Genomic DNA, 25,579 nt, shown 5'->3' on the forward strand with positions numbered 1-25,579 from the left:
GCCGCTCTTGGTGGGGTGGAAGTCGTCTTCCGTTGCAGCGGCGTCAGGGGGTCATACGTATACCGGCGGGCTGTGACTCAACCCGGCGGGACATTTCCCGGCCCGCCGCACCGGCCGCCGCACCTGCTGCCGCAGCTGCTGCCGCAGCGGACCGCCCCCTGGCGCGAGACCGTCCGGGGGCGGCGCCCGCTCACTCCCACTCGATGGTGCCCGGCGGCTTGCTGGTGACGTCGAGCACGACCCGGTTCACGTCGGCGACCTCGTTGGTGATCCGGGTGGAGATCCGGGCCAGCACGTCGTACGGCAGCCGGGACCAGTCGGCGGTCATGGCGTCCTCGGAGGAGACCGGCCGCAGCACCACCGGGTGGCCGTAGGTGCGGCCGTCGCCCTGGACGCCCACCGAGCGGACGTCGGCGAGCAGCACCACCGGGCACTGCCAGATGTCGCGGTCCAGGCCGGCCGCGGTCAGCTCCTCGCGGGCGATGGCGTCGGCCTCGCGCAGCAGGTCGAGGCGGTCCCTGGTGACCTCGCCGACGATACGGATGCCGAGGCCCGGGCCGGGGAACGGCTGCCGCTGGACGATCTCGTCGGGCAGGCCGAGCTCCTGCCCGACCATCCGCACCTCGTCCTTGAAGAGCTTGCGCAGCGGCTCGACCAAAGCGAACTGGAGGTCCTCGGGCAGGCCGCCCACGTTGTGGTGGGACTTGATGTTGGCGGTGCCGGTGCCGCCGCCGGACTCCACCACGTCCGGGTAGAGGGTGCCCTGCACCAGGAACTCCACCGGCTGGTCGTCCGGCGCCTCGGCGATGATCTCGGCCTGCGCCTGCTCGAAGACCCGGATGAACTCCCGGCCGATGATCTTGCGCTTCTGCTCCGGGTCGGACACCCCGGCGAGCGCGGCGAGGAACCGCTCGGAGGCGTCGACGACCTTCAGCCGCACCCCGGTGGCGGCCACGAAGTCCTTCTCGACCTGTTCGGTCTCGCCCTTGCGCATCAGGCCGTGGTCGACGTAGACGCAGGTCAGCTGGTCGCCGATGGCGCGCTGCACCAGCGCGGCGGCGACCGCGGAGTCCACCCCGCCGGACAGTCCGCAGATCGCCCGCCGGTCGCCGACCTGGGCGCGGATCGCGGCGATCTGCTCGTCCACCACGTTGCTGGTGGTCCACTCCGGCTTGATGCCGGCGCCGCGGTAGAGGAAGTGCTCCAGGATCTGCTGGCCGTGTGTGGAGTGCATCACCTCGGGGTGGTACTGCACGCCGTACAGCCGCTTCTCGTCGTTCTCGAACGCGGCGACCGGGACGACGTCGGTGCTCGCGGTGACGGTGAAGCCGTCGGGCGCGGCCGAGCAGGCGTCGCCGTGGGACATCCACACCGACTGCTGGGCGGGGGTGCCCTCGAAGAGGGTGGAGCCGGGCTTGGAGACCTCGAGCGCGGTCCGGCCGTACTCCCGGGCGCCGGTGTTGTCGACGGTGCCGCCGAGTGAGGTGGCCATCAGCTGGAAGCCGTAGCACATCCCGAAGACGGGTACTCCGGCCTCGAACAGCTCGCGGTCCAGGCTGGGCGCGCCCGGCGCGTAGACCGACGAGGGGCCGCCGGACAGGATGATCGCGCTCGGCCGCTTCGCCAGCATCTCGGCGACCGGCATGGACGAGGGCACGATCTCGCTGTAGACCCGCGCCTCGCGCACCCGGCGGGCGATGAGCTGGGCGTACTGCGCGCCGAAGTCCACGACCAGGACGGTGTCGGTGGCGGCGGCGCCGTCGGGAGCGGGGTCGGCTGGGGTCGCTGAGGACACGGGCGGCCTTCCGGCGAGGGTGCGGGAGTGTGCCGCCAGTCTACCCAGCGCCGGGCGGCTCCCCCGACGGTGCCCGCCGCCCAAGCCGCTTCCGCCCGCCACCCCGCCCCGCGCGCCCAGAGCCACACCGTCCGACGCAGCCCCCACCGCACCGCCCGCGCACCGCCTTGCGCGCGCACCCGGTCGGTGGTCCATACTGGGCGCCATGCACACGCACACCTTCGCGTTTACCTATGGCACCGGCTGGTCCGGCTGCCATGGTCGCGTCGCGTGAGCTGACGCAAGCGACCTCCAGGCGCCCCGGGCCACTCGGCCCGGGGCGCCTGTCGTTTCCCCGGACCGCGGCCCGGGTCGTGACCGACGTGCCACCGACCCGAGGAGCAGACCGTGACCGAGACCCTTCCCTCCGACACCGAGCAGATCATCGCCGAGGCCCGGCAGCGCATCGACGACCTCGACGCGCGGATCATCGAACTCGTCCGGCAGCGCGTCGCGGTGTCGCAGGAGGTGCAGCGGGCCCGGATGGGCGCCGGCGGCCGGCGGCTGCACCTGGCCCGCGAGATGGAGGTGCTGCGGGCGTACGGCGACACCCTCGGCCGCCCCGGCACCGCGCTCGCGATGACCCTGCTGGAACTGGGCCGGGGTCGGGTATGACGGTATGACCGCGACGGGCGAGGTTCCCCTTTCGAGGGGGATCACCCGAACGGCACGTGACCGGCCGACGGCCCCTTCGTTGGAGGTGATGTCCGTGCCAGCCAGGGGCGGTAACCCAACACCACGCGTGGAAATGGACACCGCCTAGACGCAGCTAGGCGGGGTGTGAGCCGGTGCGATGAGGCGGCCGCGGCAATGTGGCCGCCGTGGGACCTCGCATCGGTGCGAGTGGCCGGACGGCAGGGGACAGCAGCCCGGTCACGACTCTAAAGAGGCGGTCGGTTCCCGGGGACGCCCGGGACCGGCCGCTCTGCGAGTGACACATTACAGCGTGTTCAGGGCGTTTTGGGCACCCGCGGCGCTTCTTCCGCCCGAGGAACTCGGGGTATCGGCAGCAGCGTGAGCCGCAGCGCGCCGAACGCGTCCGCCGGCACCGCCGGGGATTCCGGCTCGACCGCGGCGATCCTGCGGTACGCCTCGCCCTGGGACGGCCGCGGGTCCGCCGCGCCCTTGTTCGGCCACAGCGACATCGCCCGTTCGGCCTGTGCGGTGATCGTCAGCGAGGGATTGACGCCGAGGTTCGCCGAGACCGCGGCGCCGTCGACCACATGGATGCCCGGATGCCCGAACAGCCGGTGGTACGGGTCGATCACGCCGTGGTCGGCGTCCGCGCCGATCGGGCAGCCGCCCAGGAAGTGCGCGGTCATCGGCCGGTCGGTGGCCTCGCCGACGTTGCTGCCCGCGAAGCCGTTGATCTCCTCGGCGATCAGTTCGGCCGCCCGCGCGCCCTCGGGGATGTGCACGGGGTTCGGGGCGCCGTGGCCCTGACGTGCCGTCAGCAGCCCCTTGCCCAGGCCCTTGTCCTTGCGGTAGGTGGTCAGCGAGTTGTCGCTGGTCTGCATCACCAGTCCGATGATCGTCCGTTCCGACCATCGGAAGTTCGACAGCGAACGGAACGCGACCGCCGGGTGCCGCAGGTAGTTGACCGCGAACTCCGCCCAGCGCGGCAGCTTCCCGCGGTACGGCGCGGCCATGATCGACAGGTTGCCCATCGCGTTGGAGCCGCGGCCGTAGCGGACCGGCTCGATGTGGGTGTGGTCGTTCGGGTGCACCGACGAGGTGATGGCCACGCCCCGGGTGAAGTCCAGCGGGCGGTCCGGGTGGCGCTTGCGGTAGCGGGACGCGGAGGTCTGCGCGCCCACCAGCGCCTCGGAGTTGGTCCGGGTCAGCTCGCCCAGCCGGGCCGAGATCCGCGGCAGCCGGCCGGAGTCGCGCATGGCGTGCAGCAGCGTCTGGGTGCCGTAGGTGCCGGCCGCGACCACCACCTGGCGGGCCCGCAGCACGCCGCGGGCGCCCTTCCTGCGCCGGTCGGTGGGCACGGTGGTGACCCGGTAGCCCCCCGCCGGGTCGTCGGCCAGCTCGACGACGGTGGTCATCGCCCGGATCTCGGCGCCGGCCCGCTCCGCGAGGTGGAGGTAGTTCTCGTTGAGCGTGTTCTTCGCGCCGTGCCGGCAGCCGGTCATGCACTCGCCGCACTCGACGCAGGCCCGCCGGCGCGGCCCGGCGCCGCCGAAGTACGGGTCCGCGACCTCCTCGCCGGGCGCCGCGCCCGGCCCGCCGGTCCCGTCGCCCGCGCCGCCGGCTCCCTCGCCGCCGCAGGCGTCCCGCCCGTCGCCGAAGAACACCCCGACCGGCGCGAGGTGGAAGCTCTCCCCCACGCCCATCTTCTCGGCGGCGGACTTCAGATGGACGTCGGACGGCGTCATCGTCGGGTTGAGCCGCACCCCGAGCATCCGCTTGGCCTGGTCGTAGTACGGCGCCAGCTCCTGCTGCCAGTCGGTGATCGCGCCCCACTGCCGGTCCTGGAAGAACGCGGCCGGCGGGACGTACAGCGTGTTGGCGTAGTTCAGCGAACCGCCGCCGACGCCCGCGCCGGCCAGCACCAGCACCTTGCCCAGCACATGGATGCGCTGGATGCCGTAGAGGCCGAGCGACGGCGCCCACAGGTAGTTGCGCACGTCCCAGGAGTTCTTCGGAAGCTCCTCGCGGGTGAAGCGGCGGCCCGCCTCCAGCACGCCGACCCGGTAGCCCTTCTCGGTCAGCCGCAGCGCGGACACCGCACCGCCGAAGCCCGATCCGACGACGATGACGTCGTAGTCGTAGCCGTCTTCCTGTGCCACCTGGTCCTCCGGAGGATGATCGGTCGTCGAGCGGGTCGGGTCGGGTCGGATCACGTCGGAAACCGGCGCGGTCGGGAGCCGGGCCGCGCTCAGCGGATGTGCAGCCCCTTCATCAGCCGCAGCGAGGCGTTGAGCAGCGCCGCGTACTTCTCGTCGCTCATGCCGAACGCGGGGCCCATCGGCATCAGCCGCTGCACCGCGATGGTCTGCGCCTCGGTGTACTTCACGATGCCCTCCGAGCCGTGCCGGCGGCCGAGCCCGGAGTCCTTCATGCCGCCCATCGGCGCCCGCACGCTGCCGTAGGCCGCCGCGTACGCCTCGTTGACGTTGACCGTGCCGGAGCGCAGCCGGGCCGCGAGCGCGGTGCCGCGGCGGACGTCGCGGGTCCACACGCTGGAGTTGAGGCCGTACTCGGTGGCGTTGGCGCGCTCGACCGCCTCGTCCTCGTCGTGGAAGCGGTAGACGGACACCACCGGGCCGAAGGTCTCCTCGGCGCACACCGCCATCGGGGCCTCGACGCCCGTCAGCACCGTCGGCTCGTAGACGTACGGGCCGATGTCGGGGCGCGGGCGGCCGCCGGTGAGCACCGTGGCGCCCTTCTCCCGGGCCTCGTCCACATGCCGGGTGACCACGTCGAGCTGCCGCGGCCCGACCAGCGAGCCCATGCCCGCGCCGTACGCCAGCGCGGTGCCGAGCCGCAGCGAGCGGGTCAGCTCGACGAACTTCGCGGTGAAGGCGTCGGCGACCGACTCGTGCACGAACAACCGCTCGATGGAGATGCACAGTTGCCCGGCGGAGGCGAAGCAGGCCCGCACCGCGCCGGCCGCGGCCCGGTCCAGGTCGGCGTCGCGCAGCACCAGCAGGGCGTTCTTGCCGCCGAGTTCGAGCGAGGCGCCGACCAGCCGGGCGGCGGCGCGCTGGGCGACCTCGCGGCCGGTGCGGGTGGAGCCGGTGAAGGAGACGTAGTCGGCGTGCTCGACCACCGCGGGGCCGACCACCGGGCCGTCCCCGATCACGATCTGCCAGACGTCCTCGGGCAGCCCGGCCTCGATGAGCTGCCGGCGGGCCCACAGCGCGGTCAGCGCGGTCTCGGTGTCGGGCTTCATCACCACCGCGTTGCCCGCCGCGAAGGCGGGCAGCGCGTCGCCGACGGACAGCTCCAGCGGGTAGTTCCAGGGCGCGATCTGCCCCACCACCCCGCGCGGCTGGCGCACTTCGAGCGCCTTGGTGAGGGTGGGCACGGCGCCGGTGTGCCGCTTCGGCCTGAGGTAGGCGGGCGCCTTGAAGCCGTAGTGCCGGGCGGCCATCGCGACCACCTGCACCTCTTCGTGGGCGTGCAGCCGTGCCTTGCCGGTCTCCAGCTGGATCAGGTCGAGGACTTCGGCCTGCCGGGCGAGCACAAGGTCGTGGAAGCGCAGCAGCACCCGGGCGCGCTCGCGTACGGAGGTCGCCGCCCAGCCGGTCTGGGCGGCGCGGGCGCGGCGGTACGCCTCGGCGACGTCGTCCGGGGTGGCCTCCGGCAGGTCGGCGAGCTTGTCGCCGGTCAGCGGGGTGTGGCCGGCGGTGCGGCCGGAGCCGAGCACGCCCCGGGTCAGCCGGGCGACGAGGTCGGGGGTGACGACATCCCGCGGGCCGCGTGCGGTGGCGGGCTGCGGCGCGACGGGGTTGTCGGTGCTGCCGTCGGTGAGGGAGGCACTGCGTGTCACGCTTTCCGGCGAATCCGTCATGCCGGTGAGGGTACGGCGACCGGCCCGCCGTGGGTACCCATCAGTAGCTTTTTTCTCCGTGACTTCTGCAACCACGCCAGCGCGCAATGGCATCGTGGTGATCTTCGCAGGTCAGCACGGTCGAACAGGCGGGCGGACGGACGACGGTCCAGCGGGCGAACGGAAGGACGGCAGGCGAACGACCGGCGGCGGGCGCACGCACGGACCGGCGAACGAGCGGAACCGCGGACGGGCGGCGGGCTGACGGACCGTCGGGCCTGGGGCCGGGCCGGGGTCAGTTCGCGGTGTAGGTCTGGACGGCCTTGTCGAACGCCTGCTGGACCGCCGCCCGCTGGTTGTCCAGGCCGGTGACCAGCACGATGTGGTACTTCCCGTCGATCAGGATGGCGAGGTTCCGCGCGTACACGCCCTGGCCGCTGGAGTTGCGGTAGGTGTACTCGCCCTCGGCCGCCGGGTGGCCGTCGAGCGTCAGGGACTGCAGGCCCGACGCGGAGGACCAGGACGAGGAGCGGAAGTCGGACAGCTCCGGCTCGTTGAGCTGGTAGGCGACCGGGTCGGTGCCGCGCGCGGAGGACTTGTCGCGGCCGGGGACCACGGTGAGTTGGAGGTCGTCGCCGGAGTAGGTGACCTCGTCCTGGGCGTTGGGGCCCGAGCGCTGCCAGCCGGTGTGCACCGCGACGGAGAAGCCGGCCGTGTCGTGCCGCAGCGCGTAGCCGGGGCCGAGCGCGGGTCCCGACGGGGAGGCGGGCGCCGTCTTCGCGGGCTTGGTCGGGGACTTGCCGGCGGGCGCGGAGGTGCCGGTGGACGGCGCCGTGGAGGCGTCCCCCTTGCCGTCGCCCTTGCCCGCACCGGGGTTCGGCATCCGGGCCGGCACGCTGCGGTCGGCCTTCGCGCCGTCGGAGGAGTCGCCGCGGTGCGGCATCACCAGCAGGGCGTACGCCACCGCGGCCGCGAGGATCACCAGCACCGCGATCAGCAAGCGCACCCCGAGCCGGCGCGGCGAGTCGTCGCTGCCGTCGGGACGCCGGTAGACGACGTCCTCCTCGTGGATGTGCGGGCGGGCCGCGGTGCGCGGGCCGCTACGGCCGGCGGTGGGCTGGGCCGGCACGGACGGGCGCGGCTGCCGGGCCGCCTTGGCCGGGCGGGTCGCTTCCATCGACGCGGCCGGCGCGACCGGCGCGGCGGGGGCCGGACCGGTGCCGGACATCCCGAGGGCGGTCGTGGCACCGGGCGCCTTCGGCAGCTTGGCGGGCTTGGGCGGCTTCGGCGGGCGGCCCACCTTGGCCTGCTTGCCGCGGGCGTGCCTGCGGTGCGGGGCGCCGGCCTCCTCGGCGGCCGCCTTCCGCCGGCGCCGCCGGACCAGTTCGCCCCGGCGCCGCTTCACCGGCAGCTTCGCCGGGTCGGTGGGCACCTGCACGGTGCTGACGCCGAGGTCGGGTTCGGGCGCGGAGCGGATCAGCGAGCGCAGCCAGCCGCCCAGCTCCTCGGCCTCCGGCCGCTCCTCGGGGTCCGGGCGCAGCAGCGACTCCACGATCGGCCGCAGCGGGCCGCACTCCTCGGCGAAGGCCGGCGGCTCCGCGCAGACCAGCTGGACGAGCTCGGCCGCGCTCTCCTCGGGGAAGGGCGGGTGGCCCTGGACGCTGCGGAACAGCAGCGAGCCGAGCGCCCACAGGTCGGCGGCCGGGCCGACCGGCGGGGACAGCCGCCAGTTCTCGTGCACTTCGTGCGCCTGCTCGGGCGCCCAGCGCTCGGTGACGGCGCCGACCACGGTGATGCGGTTCTGCCGGGCCCGCTCCTGTTCCAGCGCGGACCGCGGGCCGTGCCAGTCGTCGGGGTCCGCGTCGGTGCCGCCGGCGAGCACCTGCTCGGGCACCGGGTCGTATCCGCACAGCGCCTCCTGGGCGGCGCCCGCGGCCAGGCCGGCGAGCATCGCGCGGCCGTCGTCGCAGACCAGCACGGTGCTCGCGGTGACGTTGCGGTGCGTCCAGCCGGTGGCGTGCAGGGCGCGCAGCGCGGTCAGCACGTCGGAGGCGACCTCGGCGGCGCGGTAGGCGTCCAGCGGGCGCTCGGCGAGTAACGCGGCCAGCGACCGGGCGGACACCAGTTCGCTCGCGATCCACAGGCTGCCGTCCTCGACGAAGATGTCGAAGACCTGGACCAGCCGCGGGTGGTCGGGGATGGCGGCCGCGGTGCGGGCCGCCTCCAGGGCGCGCCGGGCACTCTCGTCCAGCCCCTCGGCGCCGTCGGACCCGCCGGGGCCCTCCTCGCCGGGGTCGGCACTGACCACCTCGGGCAGCAGCACCTGGTGGACCAGGACCTCCTGGCCGCTGTAGGTGTCGAAGGCGCGGCTCTCGACGAGTTCGAACTCGTCGGCGGGCGGCCGGGGCAGCCGGTAGCGCTCAGCGAGCACCCGTCCTGCGTACTCCTCCACGGCGCCCCCCTTCCGGCCCGCCCGTTCGCTCATCCGCCCGCGCACCCGAAACGGTCAGGCCCTTTCAGGTCCGGACACTTCCGACGGCGAGTCGGTCCGTATCCGGCTGCGGACAGTCCACACGCACTCACCTTACGTGCTTCGCCCCGCCTACTTGGCCGGTTTGAAGGTACTGAAGAAGGTCGTGAGCCTGTGCTGGTTCACGTCGCTGCCCCACGCGCCGGCCGGGGTGGTGTACATCAGGGCGTAGCCGTGCTTCTTGTCCGTCACCATGCCGCGGTTCAGGACATGTACGGCCTTGCCGTTCTGCTGCCGGGTGTATTCCCAGTCGGCGGCGTCGTAGTCACGGTAGTCCGCGGAAGCCACCTTGATCTGGTGGTAGTTCTTCATCTGCCCGGGCGCGGCGGCCGCCGAGACCTGCCAGTTGTGCAGGGCGCTCTTGCCCGGGCTGTGGGTCCAGTCCACCAGCAGGTTCTCGCCGCCGCTGCCCTTGAAGCGCGAGCCGACGCCGTAGCCGTCGTCGCCGACCCGCTTCCACCCCGCGGGGAGCGCGATCGAGAAGCCCTCGGAGTCCTTGAAGGTGTGCCAGCCCTGGGGGAGGGCGTCGGTGCCGGACCCGGCGGCCGGCGGGGTGGTGGAGGCGGCCGTGCCGGCCGTGCTGGGCGACCCGGCCGCGCCGTCGGGGTCCTGGCTCTGGCCCTTCTCCTTGGCCGCGTTCTCGTCGGTGCCCTGGGCGGATGTGCTCGGCGAGCCGCCGGACGCGCCCTTGCCGCTCTTGCCGTCGCCGCCACCGGAGTTGGCTATCGCGATGCCTATCACGGTGCCCAGCAGCGCCAGCACCACCAAGGCGATGACGATCACCATGGTGCGGCGCGGCACCACGTCGCTCAGCGGCGCGCGCGCCGGTCCGGCCGGGGCCGCCGCACCCGCTCCCGCGGGCACCTTCCGGTCGGTCGCCTTGCGCAGCGCGCGCAGCGCCTCGCGTGCCCTGGCCTGGTCGATCGCGGCCTTGCGGGCGGCGGGCGGCGCGTCCGTCGGCACGGGCTGGGGGTCGATCGCGGTACCCACGGTGGGTGGCACCGACGGCATCGGCATCACGCTGGTCGGGTCGGCGGCCGGCTCGACCGGCTCTTCCGGAGCGTTCACCACGGCGTTGAGCAGCCGCCGCGCGCCCGCGTCGTCCAGCCGCCGGTCCGGGTCCTTGACCAGCAGCCCGTTGATCGCCTCGGCGAGCGGCCCGGCGTTGCGCATCGGCCCGACCGGCTCGGTCATCACCGCGGTGAGGGTGGCGATCGCGGAGCCCTTGTCGTAGGGCGGGTGGCCCTCGACGGAGGCGTACAGCAGCGCGCCGAGCGACCACAGGTCGGCGGGCGGGCCGGGCTTCTGGCCGCGGGCCCGCTCGGGCGAGATGTACGACGGCGCGCCGACGAGCATGCCGGTGGACGTCACCGACGGGTCACCGTCGATCAGCGCGATGCCGAAGTCGCCGAGCACGACCCGCCCGCTGCCCGAGGCCCGGCCCTCCTCGTCGTCGCCGGTCTCCGCGAGCAGCACGTTGGACGGCTTCACGTCGCGGTGCAGGATGCCCTCCGCGTGCGCGGCCTTGAGCACGTCGAGCAGCACCAGGCCGATCTCCGCGGTGCGCCGGGCGGAGAGCGGCCCGTCCTCACGGATCGCGTCGGCCAGCGAGCGGCCCTCGACCAGCTCCATGACGATCCACGGCCGGTCGTCCTCCTTGACGACGTCGAAGACCGTGATGGCGCCGGTGTTGCGGATGCGCGCGGTGGCCTTCGCCTCGCGCAGGGTGCGGGTGACCAGCCGGCGCTTCTCGTCCTCGTCCACGTTGCCGGGGAAGCGCAGCTCCTTCACGGCGACGCTGCGGCCGAGCGTCTCGTCGACCGCGCGCCACACGGTGCCCATGCCGCCCTTGCCGAGCACGCCACCGAGGCGGTACCGGTCGGCGAGCAGGCGTCCGTCGGTACCTTCGTCCTCGCTCATGGAATCCCTCTGTCGTGTCTTCCGGGTGGGTGCCTGGTTCCCGGGGTGGCGGCGCGCACCGGTGCTCGCCTGCGCGCGTGCCGGATGGCGGCAGCCGCCAACGGCTTCACCGGCGGCGGTTGTCGGGCGGTTCGGCTACCCATCATCCCCGAACGGGGAAGGTGCTTGCGAACCCCGCAGGTCAGTCCTTGGCCCGGAATCCGGCGACGGCGTTGTTGAACACCGGTAGCCACTGCTGCCATTGGGCCTCGGGGGCCGACAGGTAGATCGCGTACTCGGTGCCACCCGGCTTGCCGAAGCCCATGTCGATGGCGTGCCAGTCGCGGATCTTGCCCTTGAAGGTGAACTCCCACAGCGCGGCCCGCTCGCCGAGGACCAGGGTGCGGTCCATCCGCTTGCGGTGGTAGCCGTCGACCTGCTTCTCGGTCTGCGGTTCCAGTTCCTCGAAGTGCTCCAGGGGGTCGGTGCTGCCGAACGGCAGCGCGTTGACCTTCAGCCCGACCAGCCCGTCGGCGGTGAGCCAGTCGACCTCGTCGCTGCCGTTCGGCGTGGACCTGGTCCACCCCTCGGGCACGGGCAAGGAGTAGTCGTAGCCGTCGTGCTGCTCCGTGGCGAGCCGGTAGCCGGCCGGGAGCTTCGGCGGCGGCGGTGTGGTCGGCGCGGGGGCCGTGGTGGGAGCCGGGGCGCTGGTCGGAGCGGTCGGTGTCGGACTGCCGACGGCGGAGTCGTCCGCGCCGCCGCTGTGGGAGCGGTGGACGGCGTACAGCGCGCCGCCGGCGGCCAGGGCGGCCACGGCGACGGCCGCGATCCACGGCAGGGCGCGGCGCCGGCGGCGCGGGGCGGTGCCCGACCGGTGGGAGGCGAGCGAGTCGCTGTGCTGCGGGCTCCGCGGTGTGTCGTCGTCCCGGCCCAGCCCGCCCGGCTCGGGCTCCCCCGGGCCGGGCGGCGCCCCCGGGCCGCCCGCGGCTCCCGCAGCACCGCCAGGGTGCTCCTGAGCGGCGTCCGCGCCCTGCTGCGGGCCGGCCGCCGTGGCCGTGCCCAGCGGTGTGACGACGGTGGTCCCGGTGCGGGGCGACTGCTCGGCGCCGAACCGCTCGCGCTCCACCTCCGCGGTGTCCGTCTCCGCGGCCGGCAGCCGCAGCATCCGCTCGGCATCCTCGGCCGACAGCCGCTGCTGCGGGTCCCTGACGAGCAGTCCGGCGATGAGGTCGGCGAGCACCCCGGCCTTGCCCGGCGGTTCGAGCGGCTCCTCGGCGATGGCGTACGCGGTCTCGATCGCGGTGGGGCGGCGGAACGGCGAGATGCCCTCGACCGCCTGGTACAGGGTCGCGCCCAGCGCCCACAGGTCCGACTCGGGCCCGGGCAGGACGCCGCGTATCCGCTCCGGGCTCAGGAAGTCGATGGAGCCGATGAGTTCGCCGGTGCGGGTGAGGGTCGAGGTGCCGGACGCCTGGGCGATGCCGAAGTCGGTGAGGACGATCCGGGAGTCCTCGCCGAGCAGCACGTTGCCGGGCTTCACGTCGCGGTGCAGCACCCCGGCGCGGTGGGCGGCGCGCAGCGCGGCGACCATGCCGCGGCCCACCCGGGCGGCCTCGGCCGGCTCCAACGGGCCCTGCGCCTTGAGCCGTTCGCCCAGGGTGACCGAGGGGACGTACTCCATCACTATCGACGGCAGCCCGGCGTCGTCGACCACGTCGTGCACGACCACCACGTTGGGATGGCTGATCCGCGCGGCGGCCCGGGCCTCGCGTCTGGTGCGCTCGAAGAGGGTGGCCATCTCCTCGTCGTCCATGTGCGGTTGCGGCGGGTGCAGCTTCTTCACCGCCACCCGCCGGCCGAGGAGTTCGTCCTCGGCCAGCCACACCGTGCCCATCCCACCCCGGCCGATGCGTTCGAGCAGCCGGTAGCGGCCCGCGACGAGCCGCCCTTCGTCGCCGTGTCCGGCCCCATTCATGTCGTGCCCTTCCGGTCCCCCGCGGGCGCCTCCCGTCTTGCGCCCAGGCGAACTTGGCGCCTAGAGAGGCACGATATCGGGCGCGCCCAACCGAGCGGCGTCCGCGGTCTGGTCATCGGGCTGGAGCTGCGACTCGCGCTCGGCCTCGACCCGCTTCTCGTAGTACTCGACTTCCTTGTCGATCTGCGCCTGGTCCCAGCCCAGCACGGGTGCCATCAACTCCGCGGCGGGGCGCGCGCTTCCGGTGCCGCGGTCGAAGGTCTCGATCGAGATACGCGTTCTGCGGGTCAGCACGTCCTCCAGGTGACGGGCACCCTCGCTCTGGGCCGCGTAGACGATCTCGGCGCGCAGGTAGTCGTCGGCGGCGGGCAGCGGTTCGCCGAGCGCGGGGTCCTCGTCGATCAGTGCCAGCACCTCCTCGGCGAGCGTGCCGTACCGGTTGAGCAGGTGCTCCACCCGGGCGACGTGCACGCCGGTACGGGCGGCGGTGCGGGCCCGGCCGTTCCACAGCGCCTGGTAGCCCTCGGCGCCGAGCAGCGGCACCTCCTCGGTGCAGCAGCCGGCCACCTTGCGGTCCAGGCCGTGCACGGCCTCGTCCACGGCGTCCTTGGCCATCACCCGGTAGGTGGTGTACTTGCCGCCGGCCACCACCACCAGGCCCGGCAGCGGGTGGGCGACGGTGTGCTCGCGGGACAGCTTGCTGGTCGCGTCGGACTCGCCGGCCAGCAGCGGCCGCAGGCCCGCGTACACGCCCTGGACGTCGTCCCTGGTCAGCGGGGTGGCGAGCACCGAGTTGACGTGTTCGAGCAGGTAGTCGATGTCGGCGCTGGAGGCGGCCGGGTGCGACTTGTCCAGGTCCCAGTCGGTGTCGGTGGTGCCCACGATCCAGTGCCGGCCCCACGGGATGACGAAGAGCACGCTCTTCTCGGTCCGCAGGATCAGCCCGGTGCTGGAGTGGATGCGGTCCTTCGGCACGACCAGGTGGATGCCCTTGGAGGCGCGGACGTGGAACTGGCCGCGCTCGCCGATCAGGGCCTGCGTGTCGTCGGTGAACACCCCGGTCGCGTTGACCACCTGACGGGCCCTGACCTCGTACTCGCCGCCGGCCTCCAGGTCCTCGACCCGGGCGCCGACCACCCGCTCGCCCTCGCGCAGGAACCCGACCACGCGGGCCTGGTTGGCCACCACCGCGCCGTACGACGCCGCGGTGCGCACCAGCGTCATCACCAGGCGGGCGTCGTCGACCTGGGCGTCGTAGTACTGCAGGGCGCCGACCAGGGCGTCCTTGCGCAGCGCGGGCGCGATCCGCAGCGCGTGCTTGCGGCTGAGGTGGCGGTGGACGGGCAGGCCGCGGCCGTGCCCGGAGGAGATCGACATCGCGTCGTAGAGCGCCACGCCGGAGCCCGCGTAGAGCCGCTCCCAGCCCTTGTGCTGGAGCGGGTAGAGGAACGGCACCGGCCTGACCAGGTGCGGGGCCAGCCGTTCCAGCAGCAGGCCGCGCTCCTTCAGCGCCTCTCTGACCAGGGCGAAGTCCAGCATCTCCAGATAGCGCAGGCCGCCGTGGATGAGCTTGCTCGACCGGCTCGACGTGCCGGACGCCCAGTCGCGGGCCTCGACCAGGCCCACCGACAGGCCGCGGGTGGCGGCGTCCAGCGCGGTGCCCGCGCCGACCACGCCGCCGCCCACGACCAGGATGTCCAGTTCGTGCTCGGCCATCCGGGCGAGAGCCTGGGCCCTTTCCGCCGGGCCGAGTGATGTCGTACGCATCCGTGCCTCCGTGACTGCGTCGCTGCGGTGTCGCTCGGTGTCTCGGTGTCGCTCGCTGTCGCGCGGTGTCGCGCTGCCGCCTGCCGATCGGTGCCGTGGCGTCGCCGCCACAGCGCGTTCCGCGGCTGGTGGCGCGGTCGGACCGGGCCGCCGCGTACCTACCCGCTCCCTCTCGATAGTGACCGCACCCGCGCCGACCGGCCAGCGCTGCCCGGCGCGCCGTGTGGTCATATCAGTGATTTGTCTGGTTAGCCTGTTTTAAAACCATCTGTGAGCCTCTTTGTGTGTCTCACCGAGGGTCGGCTCCAGGGAGAGGACCCGCAACGATGCCCGCAGACCTCGCCGTACTCGGACTGGGCCATACCGGTCTCCCCCTCGCGCAGGCGGCCACCGCCGCCGGTATCGGCACCATCGGCTACGACCCCGATCCGGCCGTCGTGGCCGACATCAACGCCGGCCGGGTGCCGCCGGGCACCCTGGCCGCGGCCGAACTGCGCCGGATGCTGGCCGGCGGCTTCCGCGCGACCAGCGACCCCGCGGTGCTCGGCCGGGTCAGAACCGCTGTGATCTGCGCTCCTACCCCGCTCGGCGAGGACCACGCGCTGGACCTGACCGCGATCGCCGCCGCCGCCCGCGCGCTCGCCGGGCACCTGCGCCCGCACACCACCGTCGTCCTGGAGTCGGCGGTGCACCCGGGCACCACCGAGGAGTACCTGCGGCCGCTGATCGAGGCCGGCGGGCTGCGGGCCGGCCGCGACTTCCACCTCGCCTACTCCCCCGGCCGGCTCGACCCCGGCAACCGCGACTTCCCGCTCTCCCACATCCCCAAGGTGGTCGGCGGCCTCACTCCCGCCTGCACCGAGGCGGCCGCCGCCTTCTACAGCCGGCTGAGCGAGCGGGTGGTACGCGCCCGCGGCCCGCGCGAGGCCGAGGCGGTCAAGCTGCTGGAGACCAACTACCGGCACGTCAACATCGCCTTCGCCAACGAGATGGCGGTCTACTGCCACGACCTCGGCGTCGACCTGTGGGACGTGATCCGCTGCGCGGAGACCAAGCCGTTCGGCTTCCAGGCGTTCCGCCCGGGCCCCGGCGTCGGCGGCCACGCGGTGCCCCTCGACCCCAACGCGGCACCGCACTTCGCCACCGGCACCGGCGGCGGCACCGGCCGCCCGCGCACCCCCGGCCACCCGCTGCGCATGGTCGAACTCGCCCAGGAGGTCAACGGCCGCATGCCGCGCTACGTGGTGCAGCGCGCCGCGGCCCTGCTCAACGAGCACGGCAAGTCGCTGCGCGGCGCCCGGGTGCTGCTGCTCGGTGTCACCTACAAGGCGGACCTCGCCGACCAGGAGGGCGCGCCGGCCCGGGAGATCGGCACCCGGCTGATGGAACTGGGCGCCCAACTCTGCTACCACGACCCGTACGTGCCGCAGTGGCGCGTTCTCGACCATCCGGTGCCGCGCGCCGACTCGCTGTGGGAGGCCGCCGCCGACGCCGACCTGACGCTGCTGCTCCAGCACCACCGCACCTACGACCTCCAGGGGCTGGCGGTCAAGGCCCAACTCCTGCTGGACACCAGGGGCGCGACCCCCGCGGGAGCGGCGGCCCGGCTGTAGGCCCCGGGCCCGGGACGGGACAACAGGGTCCCGTGGGGCGGAGGTTGCGCACACTTGTCGTGGTCCTGTAACGAGCAGATGAAGCATCTTGTCCGATTGTCATCCCCCCCTGCTAGATTTCGGCGTCACTGTTTCGCACCTGCGCAACCTTGTGCGATACCCGCTTCCGTCCCCGGGGGAACCTTTCGTGAGCGCCAACTTCCCACCTCCGCAACAGCCGTCCGGCCAGAACCCGTTCGCCCCGAAGCCGCCCGGCAGCCCCTACGGCCAGCCGCCGGCCGGGAGCCCGTACGGCCAGCCGCAGAACCAGCCGCAGAACCCATACGGCGCTCCGCAGGCCGCACCCGCCTTCAACCCGAACGCCTACCCGCCGCCGGCGGTCGCCCAGCACCGCGACAACGTGGGCCTGGGCATCGTGGCCGGCGTCGTGGTCGCCATCGTCGCGGCGCTCGCCTACGGCGGGCTGCTGCGCGCCATGGCCAAGAGCGACGGCACCACGGTCGAGTTCCGCTACGCGGCGCTCGCGGTCGGCGCGCTGATCGGCGTCGCGATGGGCAAGGTCGGCGGCCGCAACCTCGCGCTCCCGTTCGTGGCGATCGTGCTCGCGCTGCTCTCGGTGATGTTCGGCGAGATCTTCGGCGGCGCGCTGGTCATCAGCCACTACATCAGCCAGCAGGGCGGGGACCTCTCCGTCAGCCAGCTGCTCTTCCACCACTTCGGCACCCTCTTCAAGGCGTGGAAGTCGGACTTCGGCGCGATGCGGGTCTTCTTCCTGATCTTCGCCGCGCTCGCCGCCTTCGGCCTGGCCAAGCGGATGGGCGAAAGCTGAGCCGCCACCACCGCATGACGAAGGGGCCCGTACCGCGCGGACGCGGTACGGGCCCCTTCGTGTGCTCCCGGTCGGGGGCTCCGGCTCCGGCGCTCCCGGCCTCAGCGGTGGTGGGTCGGCGACACGGTGACCTCGACGCGCTGGAACTCCTTCAGGTCCGAGTAGCCGGTGGTGGCCATCGAGCGGCGCAGGGCGCCGAAGAAGTTCATCGAGCCGTCAGGGGCGTGCGACGGGCCGAGCAGGATGTCCTGGGTGGTCCCGGCGGTGCCGAGGTTCATCCGCTTGCCGCGCGGCAGTTCGGTGTTGACCGCCTCCATGCCCCAGTGGAAGCCGCGGCCGGGCGCGTCGGTGGCGCGGGCCAGCGGGGAGCCCATCATCACCGCGTCCGCGCCGCACGCGATCGCCTTGGGCAGGTCGCCGCTCGCGCCGAAGCCGCCGTCCGCGATGACGTGTACGTACCGGCCGCCGGACTCGTCCATGTAGTCCCGGCGGGCCGCCGAGACGTCCGCGACGGCGGTCGCCATCGGCACCTGGATGCCCAGCACGTTCCGCGTGGTGTGCGCGGCCCCGCCGCCGAAGCCGACCAGCACGCCCGCGGCCCCGGTCCGCATCAGGTGCAGCGCCGCGGTGTACGTGGCGCAGCCGCCGACGATCACCGGCACGTCCAGCTCGTAGATGAACTGCTTCAGGTTCAGCGGCTCGTGCGACCCGCTGACGTGCTCGGCCGACACCGTGGTGCCGCGGATCACGAACAGGTCGACGCCCGCGTCCACCACGGCCTTGGAGAACTGCGCCGTACGCTGCGGCGACAGCGCCGCCGCCGTGGTCACCCCGGCGTCGCGCACCTCCTTGATCCGCTGGCCGATCAGCTCCTCGCGGATCGGCGCGGCGTAGATCTCCTGGAGCCGCGCGGTGGCCCGGGAGTCGTCGACCTCGGCGATCTCCGCGAGCAGCGGCTCCGGGTCCTCGTACCTCGTCCACAGCCCTTCCAGGTTCAGCACCCCGAGGCCGCCCAGGTTGCCGATCCGGATCGCCGTCTCGGGGGAGACCACCGAGTCCATCGGCGCGGCCAGGAACGGCAGCTCGAACCGGTAGGCGTCGATCTGCCACGCGATCGAGACCTCCTTGGGGTCCCGGGTCCGCCGGCTGGGCACCACGGCGATGTCGTCGAACGCATACGCCCTGCGGCCCCGCTTGCCCCGCCCGATCTCGATCTCAGTCACGTCCTACGCCTCTCTGTACGTCCTGCGCAGCCCAGTATGACGGGTCCCCCCGGGTGGGTTGCCTGCCCCGGAAGCAGCCGCAGTGATCCAGGGGCGCGGGGAACTGCGCGACAGGCCACCCCCGGACCGCAAGGTCCGGGCAGATCGGCAACCAGGCGACCCGGGCGGTCCCGTCCGGGTTCAGCCGTGGTAGTTGGGGGCCTCGACGGTCATCTGGATGTCGTGCGGGTGGGACTCCTTGAGCCCCGCGGCCGTGATGCGGACGAACTTCCCCTTGGACTCCATCTCGGCGATGCCCGCCGCGCCGACGTACCCCATGGTCTGCCGCAGCCCGCCGACCAGTTGGTGGAGGACCGCCGAGAGGGGACCGCGGTAGGCGACCTGCCCCTCGACACCCTCGGGAACGAGCTTGTCGTCGGAGGAGACGTCGGCCTGGAAGTAACGGTCCTTGGAGTACGACCGGGCCTGCCCGCGCGACTGCATCGCGCCGAGCGAGCCCATCCCGCGGTAGGACTTGAACTGCTTGCCGTTGATGAACAGCAGCTCCCCGGGCGACTCCTCGCACCCGGCCAGCAGGCTGCCGAGCATGACGCTGCTCGCGCCCGCGGCCAGCGCCTTGCCGATGTCGCCGCTGTACTGCAGGCCGCCGTCGCCGATCACCGGGACACCGGCGTCGATGCAGACCTGCGCCGCCTCGTAGATCGCCGTGACCTGGGGCACACCGATGCCGGCGACCACCCGGGTGGTGCAGATCGAGCCGGGGCCGACACCGACCTTGACACCGTCGACGCCCGCGTCGAGCAGCGCCTTGGCGCCGTCGCGGGTGGCGATGTTGCCGCCGACCACGTCGACCTGGACGCTGGACTTGATCTTCGCCATCCAGTCCAGCGCGTTGCTGTTGTGGCCGTGGGAGGTGTCGACCACCAGGAAGTCGACACCGGCGGCGGCCAGCGCCTGGGCCCGGTCGAGCGCCTCGGGGCTGGCGCCGACGGCCGCGCCGACCAGCAGCCGGCCCTCGGCGTCCTTGGCGGCGTGCGGATACTGCTCGGCCTTGACGAAGTCCTTGACGGTGATCAGGCCCTTGAGCCGGCCCTCGTCGTCGACCAGCGGCAGCTTCTCGATCTTGTGCCGGCGCAGCAGCGCCATCGCGTCGGTGCCGGAGATGCCGACCTTGCCGGTGACCAGCGGCATCGGGGTCATGACCTCGCGGACCTGGCGGTTGCGGTCGGACTCGAAGGCCATGTCGCGGTTGGTGACGATGCCGAGCAGCCGCCCGGCCTCGTCGGTGACCGGCACGCCGCTGATCCGGAACCGGCCGCACAGCGCGTCGGCCTCGCCGAGGGTGGCGTCGGGCCGGACCGTGATCGGGTCGGTGACCATGCCGGACTCGGAGCGCTTGACCAGGTCGACCTGGCTGACCTGGTCCTCGACCGAGAGGTTGCGGTGCAGCACGCCGACGCCGCCCTGGCGGGCCATCGCGATCGCCATCCGCGCCTCGGTGACCTTGTCCATCGCGGCGGAGAGCAGCGGGATGTTCACCCGGACGTTCCGCGAGATCAGGGAGGAGGTGTCCACCTGGTGCGGCAGCACCGAGGACGCCCCCGGGAGCAGCAGCACATCGTCGTAGGTGAGCCCGAGCGTGGCGAACTTCTCGGCTACTCCGTCGGCGTTCAGCGACATGACACCTTCCCGAATGGTCTTGCCCGGCGAGTTGTTCAATGGTAGTGGCTTTGCCGCTATTCCCCTGACCGCCCGGAGCCGCCCGGTCTGTCGGCTTCGCCACCCCCGCGCGTCGCTCGCACCGCCCGGGGACGCGGGCGCCCCGGCCCCGGAACGGCGGCTCCCCGCGAACAGCCGCCCGCGGACGGCCGCCCGGGAACGCGGGAGCGGCAACGAGCGCCCCCGGAACGCGTGAGCGGGAACGACCGACCCGGGAACTCACCCCGGAACGACTCAACCCGAGCGACCCTCCCGGACCGCCGGTCGGCCCCGGAACCGCTGAACCCGCTCAGACCGCTGTACCCGGAACGGCTACGCGCTCAGGCCCGACGCGTCCGTCTCGGCCGACACCGCGCCGGACTCCTCCGCGATCGCCCGCAGCCGGCTGAGCGCGCGGTGCTGGGCGACCCGGACGGCACCCGGCGACATGCCCAGCACCTGCCCGGTCTCCTCCGCGCTCAGGCCCACCGCGACCCGCAGCAGCACCAGCTCGCGCAGGTGGTCGGGGAGGCGGGCGAGCAGCTTGCGGGCCCACGCCGCGTCGCTGTTGAGCAGCGCGCGCTCCTCGGGCCCGAGCGAGTCGTCCGGCTTCTCCGGCATCTCGTCGGACGGCACCGCGGCGCCGGGGCCGCGCATCGCGGCCCGCTGGAGGTCGGCGATCTTGTGCGCGGCGATCGATACGACGAACGCCTCGAACGGGCGGCCGAGGTCGCGGTAGCGGGGCAGCGCGCACAGCACCGCGAGGCAGACCTCCTGGGCGAGGTCGTCCACGAAGTGCCGCGCGTCACCGGGCAGACGGGACAGCCTGGTCCGGCAGTAGCGCTCGGCGAGGGGGTGAACGGCGGCGAGCAGGTCGTGGGTGGCCCGCTGATCCCCGTCGACCGCGCGACGAACGAGGGCACCGATGGCCGGGGGGTCGTCGTCACGCATCCCCCCATGGTGCCTCGCCACCGGACGATTCGCCGCATCGCGGCCGTACTTCTGCACCGAAGCGTTATGCGGTCCGCCCGGCAGGGCATCCGACGGAGCCCCCGACCCGGCCTCCGGGACGGAGTCGCCCGCGGCATCGGACCCGGTCGCGACGCCAGTTGCGACGCCGGTCGCGACGCTGGTCGCGACGCCCGTTCCGGCCCCGGTTCCGGCCCCTGCCGGGGACCCGGTTCCGGACCGCGCCGCGGACGGCGCCCCGGACGAAGTGCCGCGCGCGGCAACGGACGACCGCGCGCCTGGCACGGCGCCCGGCACCGCCGGAGCAGCCGAGGCTGCCGAAGCCGCGGAAGCCGCACCGGAAGGCGCGCTCCGCACGGCGTCAGGCCCGCCGTTCACACCGGGAGCGGGCACGGACGGCCGCGCTCGCGCGCCCGCCGCCGTCATCTCCGCCATACCCGGCCCCCACCGATCCCCGAGGAAGTCCATACGTCAAGCATGCGTCCTCCCCCGGGAAACCGAGGACCCGCCGGTGACTTCCCGGCGTTCCCGCGGCAGTTCCACGGGAGTTCGCCGAGGTCGGCCGGGGGTCCGGGCGACCGAATGGACCCGCCGACACCCACCGGGACACGGCCCTAACGGACCAGGCCCCAGCGGAAGCCGAGGGCGACCGCGTGCGCCCGGTCGGAGGCACCGAGCTTCTTGAACAGCCGTCGGGCGTGCGTCTTGACGGTGTCCTCGGACAGGAACAGCTCGCGGCCGATCTCCGCGTTGGAGCGGCCGTGGCTCATCCCTTCGAGCACCTGGATCTCGCGGGCGGTCAGGGTGGGCGCGGCGCCCATCTCGGCCGAGCGCAGCCGGCGCGGGGCGAGCCGCCAGGTCGGGTCGGCGAGCGCCTGGGTGACGGTGGCCCGCAGTTCGGCGCGCGAGGCGTCCTTGTGCAGGTAGCCGCGGGCGCCGGCCGCCACGGCGAGCGCCACCCCGTCCAGGTCCTCGGCGACGGTGAGCATGATGATGCGGGCGCCGGGGTCGGCGGACAGCAGCCGCCGTACCGTCTCCACGCCGCCGAGGCCGGGCATGCGGACATCCATCAGGATGAGGTCCGAGCGGTCGGCACCCCAGCGGCGGAGGACTTCCTCGCCGTTGGCCGCGGTGGTAACGCGCTCGACGCCGGGCACGGTGGCCACCGCGCGGCGCAGGGCCTCTCGGGCGAGCGGGGAGTCGTCGCAGACGAGGACGGAAGTCATGACCGCCCTCCGCAGCTGAACCGCGTCACTTGTGCCTCCAGGCTGTACGAAGTACGAATCTTCACCGTTGGGGCTGACGGCTCGGGCAAGTGCCCGAATCACGTGATCCCGCCAACCGCTTCCGCCACACTCAACGACCCTCACCCGAAAGAGTTACGACGTCGGATCGCAGTCGTGTGCACTCTACGTGATCATGCGTGTACGGATCGACCATGTCGCAGGTCAGATGGGCGAGGCGGCCGTGATTTCCGAGGCGACGGGCGGCCTGGTTCAGCCGCGCGAGGGGTGACGCGCCACCCGCGCGGCGCAGCGATCGGGTTCGCGAATTCTGCCAAACGGGTCTTATGCCGGAATTTGCACTGTTTGGCGGCTCTTTTCTGGTGCGTGGGGTAATCGCCGCTAGATTGGCGATGAGTCATATTTACATCTACTACGACAGTAGATGTACGGTCGGACGTACGGCTGAGCGAAGCCGACCTCCCAGGCCGTCACCCACGCTTCGAGGGGATGAGCAATGGCAGACTTCTCCCGCCTTCCCGGCCCGAACGCGGACCTATGGGACTGGCAGCTCGTCGCCGCCTGCCGCGGCGTCGACAGCTCGCTGTTCTTCCACCCCGAGGGCGAGCGCGGCGCTGCCCGCAGCGCGCGCGAGGCCGCCGCCAAGGAGGTGTGCATGCGCTGCCCGGTCCGCGCGGAGTGCGCCACCCACGCACTGGCCGTACGCGAGCCGTACGGAGTGTGGGGCGGGCTCACCGAGGACGAGCGCGAGGCCATGATGGGCCGCTCGCGCCACCGCGCCAACGACCGGGACGACGACGAACGCGAGCGCGAACGTGAGCGGGACCGCGAGCGCAAGCGGTACGAGCGCTATGCCGACGCGGACCTGGAGGAGGCCGACGCCGCCGAAGCCGCGGCGGACGCCGACGAGGACGGCCCGCACGCCGGCCACGACGCCCACGACGACTACGACCCGTACGACGGCGAGCCCGACCTCGGCATGGAGCCCGACCGCGACACCGAACCGGTGCGCATCTACTGACCGCGGGATACCGCGACCGTTCCGAAGAATCGATTTTTCAGACGGGGTCCCCACGGGCCCCGCCGGGGGTGTCGGGGGGCTCGGTCATCGGAGGGGGGTCATCGGGGGACTCGGGAACGAAGCGCCGCCCGGCTCAGCCGGGTGAGCATCATGTCCACCGCCGGTACGTGGGCGAGGTCGGGGAGGGTGAGCGCCACGACCTCGCGCTCCACCGCGGGGGCCATCTCCAGCACGGCCACCCCGTCGGTCCGCACCGCCGCGAGGGCGAGTTCGGGCAGCACGGCCACGCCCAGACCGGCGGCGACCAGGCCGACCACCGCCGGGTAGTCGTCGGTCGCGAAGTCGATCCGGGGGGTGAAGCCGACCCGCTCGCAGACCTCGACCAGGTGTCGGCGGCAGCGCGGGCAGCCGGCGATCCACTGCTCGGCGGCCAGCTCCGCGTACGGCACGGGCGCCCCGCCCGCGCGGGAGCCGTGCGGGCCCGCGGCGGCACGCGTGTCGGCCACCGCCGCTGTCGGCGCCCCGCTCTCCGTCCCGGCTCCCGGCTCCGCCCCCGTCTGCGTTCCCGCCTTCGCCAGCCGGTGGCCCTCGGGGACGAGGCCGACCAGGCGGTCGGTGAACAGGGGGCGCACCACCAGGTCCGACCAGGACTCCTCGGCCGGGGTCGGCAGGTCCACGTACCGGAAGGCGAGCGTGATGTCGCAGTCGCCGGCCCGCAGCATCTCCACCGACCGGGGCGGCTCCGCCTCGACCAGCGAGACGCGGGTGTCCGGATGGCGGGCACGCAGATCGGCCACCGCGGCCGGCACGAGCGTGGAACTGCCCGAGGGGAAGGAGGCGAGCCGGACCCGTCCGGCCCGCAGCCCGGCGATCGCCGCGACCTCCTCCTCGGCCGCGGTCAGCCCGGCGAGGATGCCCGCCGCATGCCGCACCAGCACCTCGCCGGCCTCCGTCAGCCGCATCTCGCGGGCACCGCGGACCAGCAGCGGGGTGCCCGCCGCGCCCTCCAGCGCCTTCATCTGCTGGCTCACCGCCGGCTGGGTACAGCCCAGTTCGCGGGCCGCGGCGGAGAAGGAACCGGTACGGGCCACCGCGCGCAGCACTCGTAGATGTCGTGCCTCGATCACCCCACAACCATAAGCGGAGCTTGGATGCACACGACAGACATCGTTGATGGACTTTGGGACGAGGAGCCGTCAGGCTCAGGAGTCATGGACACCGACGCCTCCCGCTTCCAGGAAATCGTCAGCTCCGAGTACGCGGGGATCGCGCCCGGGTACCTCAACACGGCCAGCCACGGGCTGGCGCCGGCCCGTACCGCCGCCGCGCTGCGGTCCGCCGTCGACGCGTGGGCGGCCGGCCGGCCCGACCTCGACGGATACGAAGCCGCGGTGGCCGCCGCGCGGGCCGCGTACGCGGGGCTGGTCGGCGTCGCCGTCGAGCGGGTGGCGCTGGCCAGTACCGTCGCCGAGGCGGTCGGCCTGATCGCCGCCGCGCTGCCCGCCGGGGCGGAGGTGGTCGCCTTCGAGGGGGACTTCAGCTCGCTGGTCCAGCCCTTCGCGGCCCGCGCGGACCTGAAGCTGCGGCTGGTGCCGCTGGAGGGGATCGCCGACGCGGTCCGGCCCTCCACCGCGCTGGTCGCGGTCAGCGGCGCGCAGTCCGCGGACGGCCGGGTCGCCGACCTCCCGGCGATCCGCTCGGCCGCCGCGGCGGCCGGGGCCCGCGTCCTCATCGACGGCACCCAGTCGGTGGGGTGGCTGCCGCTGTGCGCCGACGACTACGACTTCGTGGTGGCCCACGGCTACAAGTGGCTGGTGAGCCCGCACGGGGCCTGCTTCCTCACGGTGCGGGAAGGGGCGGAGGACGCCCTGTCCGCCGGCTCCGCCGGGTGGTACGCCGCGGCGGACCGCTGGGCGAACTGCTACGGCCCGATCGAGCGGTTCGCGGCCGCCGCGCACGCCTTCGACTCCCGCCCGGCGTATCTGCCGTTCGTCGGTGCCGCCGCGTCCCTCTCGCTCCTCGCCGAGCTGGGCGTGGACGCCGTCCGCGCCCACGACCTCGCGCTCGCGGCGCGCCTGCGCGAAGGGTTCGCCGCGCTCGGGTATCCCGCGGTGCCGGGGGACTCGGCGATCGTCTCGGTGCCGGGGGCGCCCTCCTCCTACCCGAGCCGCCTTTCCGCCGCCGGCATCCGTTTCTCCGCGCCCCTCGGCGCCATCCGTCTGGCGGTCCACCTCCACAACACGTCAGCCGACGTGGAGCGGGTCCTGAACGCCCTTGCTCCCTGAGGGGCCCCTGACCCCCGGGGTGCCTCGTGCTGTCGGCTCCGGCCACCTCCCGGTGGCCGGTTGCGCGGACGTGCCCGGGTCCCCCGGGGCGAGCACGCGGCGAGCCGCACTTACTCAGGGGCGCGTGGGGGCACCTCCCAGGCGGAGCTCTAGGGGAGAACGGCGCGCGCAACCACCCACCGGCCGCGAGG

Annotated in this window: 16 protein-coding genes and 1 pseudogene; 5 read left to right on the forward strand and 12 right to left on the reverse strand. The window is 73.4% G+C overall.

Going from position 1 to position 25,579, the window contains the following annotated elements:
* Positions 1-190: 190 nt before the first annotated feature.
* A complete protein-coding gene (gene guaA, locus OG896_RS14685; RefSeq protein WP_329365706.1) occupies positions 191-1,795 on the reverse strand; it encodes a glutamine-hydrolyzing GMP synthase in 1,605 nt (534 codons plus the stop codon).
* 387 nt (positions 1,796-2,182) lie between these two features.
* Here guaA and OG896_RS14690 point away from each other — a divergent pair, with 387 nt between their 5' ends.
* Positions 2,183-2,449 carry a chorismate mutase gene (locus OG896_RS14690; protein ID WP_329365707.1) on the forward strand — a complete coding sequence of 89 codons (267 nt, stop codon included), beginning with the start codon at positions 2,183-2,185 and terminating at the stop codon, positions 2,447-2,449.
* A 335-nt stretch (positions 2,450-2,784) separates the two neighbouring features.
* On the opposite strand, the gene OG896_RS14695 is transcribed toward OG896_RS14690, so the two are convergent.
* The 6 genes from OG896_RS14695 to OG896_RS14720 all read right to left on the reverse strand — a co-directional run bounded on the left by OG896_RS14695 (position 2,785) and on the right by OG896_RS14720 (position 14,506).
* Positions 2,785-4,680, reverse strand: a complete 1,896-nt coding sequence (locus OG896_RS14695; RefSeq protein ID WP_443057250.1) for a GMC oxidoreductase — start codon at positions 4,678-4,680, stop codon at positions 2,785-2,787.
* A 38-nt stretch (positions 4,681-4,718) separates the two neighbouring features.
* Positions 4,719-6,356 (reverse strand): succinic semialdehyde dehydrogenase, encoded by a 1,638-nt coding sequence (locus tag OG896_RS14700; protein ID WP_329365711.1) that lies wholly within the window; start codon positions 6,354-6,356, stop codon positions 4,719-4,721.
* A gap of 274 nt (positions 6,357-6,630) precedes the next feature.
* Positions 6,631-8,787, reverse strand: a complete 2,157-nt coding sequence (locus tag OG896_RS14705; protein WP_329365713.1) for a protein kinase — start codon at positions 8,785-8,787, stop codon at positions 6,631-6,633.
* Between the two features lie 150 nt (positions 8,788-8,937).
* A complete protein-coding gene (locus OG896_RS14710) occupies positions 8,938-10,785 on the reverse strand; it encodes a serine/threonine-protein kinase (protein WP_329365715.1) in 1,848 nt (615 codons plus the stop codon).
* 181 nt (positions 10,786-10,966) lie between these two features.
* Positions 10,967-12,739, reverse strand: coding sequence for a serine/threonine-protein kinase (locus tag OG896_RS14715; RefSeq protein ID WP_329365717.1), 1,773 nt, complete (start codon positions 12,737-12,739; stop codon positions 10,967-10,969).
* 60 nt (positions 12,740-12,799) lie between these two features.
* A complete protein-coding gene (locus OG896_RS14720) occupies positions 12,800-14,506 on the reverse strand; it encodes a glycerol-3-phosphate dehydrogenase/oxidase (protein ID WP_329365720.1) in 1,707 nt (568 codons plus the stop codon).
* A 326-nt stretch (positions 14,507-14,832) separates the two neighbouring features.
* On the opposite strand from OG896_RS14720, the gene OG896_RS14725 reads away from it, so the two are divergent.
* Positions 14,833-16,119: a nucleotide sugar dehydrogenase gene (locus OG896_RS14725; protein ID WP_329365723.1), complete on the forward strand. Its 1,287-nt coding sequence runs from the start codon at positions 14,833-14,835 to the stop codon at positions 16,117-16,119.
* A gap of 187 nt (positions 16,120-16,306) precedes the next feature.
* Positions 16,307-16,948 (forward strand): hypothetical protein, encoded by a 642-nt coding sequence (locus OG896_RS14730; RefSeq protein WP_329365724.1) that lies wholly within the window; start codon positions 16,307-16,309, stop codon positions 16,946-16,948.
* Between the two features lie 101 nt (positions 16,949-17,049).
* Here the strand turns inward: OG896_RS14730 and OG896_RS14735 are convergent, their stop codons facing one another.
* From OG896_RS14735 to OG896_RS14750, 4 genes are all read right to left on the reverse strand, one after another.
* A complete protein-coding gene (locus OG896_RS14735) occupies positions 17,050-18,171 on the reverse strand; it encodes a GuaB3 family IMP dehydrogenase-related protein (protein ID WP_329365726.1) in 1,122 nt (373 codons plus the stop codon).
* 180 nt (positions 18,172-18,351) lie between these two features.
* Positions 18,352-19,851 (reverse strand): IMP dehydrogenase, encoded by a 1,500-nt coding sequence (guaB, locus tag OG896_RS14740; RefSeq protein WP_329365728.1) that lies wholly within the window; start codon positions 19,849-19,851, stop codon positions 18,352-18,354.
* Between the two features lie 351 nt (positions 19,852-20,202).
* A complete protein-coding gene (gene shbA / locus OG896_RS14745) occupies positions 20,203-20,820 on the reverse strand; it encodes an RNA polymerase sigma factor ShbA (protein WP_328468178.1) in 618 nt (205 codons plus the stop codon).
* 632 nt (positions 20,821-21,452) lie between these two features.
* On the reverse strand, positions 21,453-22,064 hold the full coding sequence (locus OG896_RS14750; protein ID WP_003948568.1) for a response regulator transcription factor: 612 nt from the start codon (positions 22,062-22,064) through the stop codon (positions 21,453-21,455).
* Between the two features lie 514 nt (positions 22,065-22,578).
* Here OG896_RS14750 and OG896_RS14755 point away from each other — a divergent pair.
* Positions 22,579-22,860, forward strand: a pseudogene (locus tag OG896_RS14755) (WhiB family transcriptional regulator); the annotation flags it as partial.
* 341 nt (positions 22,861-23,201) lie between these two features.
* Here OG896_RS14755 and OG896_RS14760 read toward each other — a convergent pair.
* On the reverse strand, positions 23,202-24,230 hold the full coding sequence (locus tag OG896_RS14760; protein ID WP_329365730.1) for a LysR family transcriptional regulator: 1,029 nt from the start codon (positions 24,228-24,230) through the stop codon (positions 23,202-23,204).
* A gap of 84 nt (positions 24,231-24,314) precedes the next feature.
* Between OG896_RS14760 and OG896_RS14765 the strand changes: the two genes are divergently transcribed.
* Positions 24,315-25,388, forward strand: a complete 1,074-nt coding sequence (locus OG896_RS14765; protein WP_329365732.1) for an aminotransferase class V-fold PLP-dependent enzyme — start codon at positions 24,315-24,317, stop codon at positions 25,386-25,388.
* The last annotated feature ends 191 nt before the right edge of the window (positions 25,389-25,579 follow it).

Source organism: Streptomyces sp. NBC_00669 (assembly GCF_036226785.1).
Taxonomy (GTDB): domain Bacteria; phylum Actinomycetota; class Actinomycetes; order Streptomycetales; family Streptomycetaceae; genus Actinacidiphila.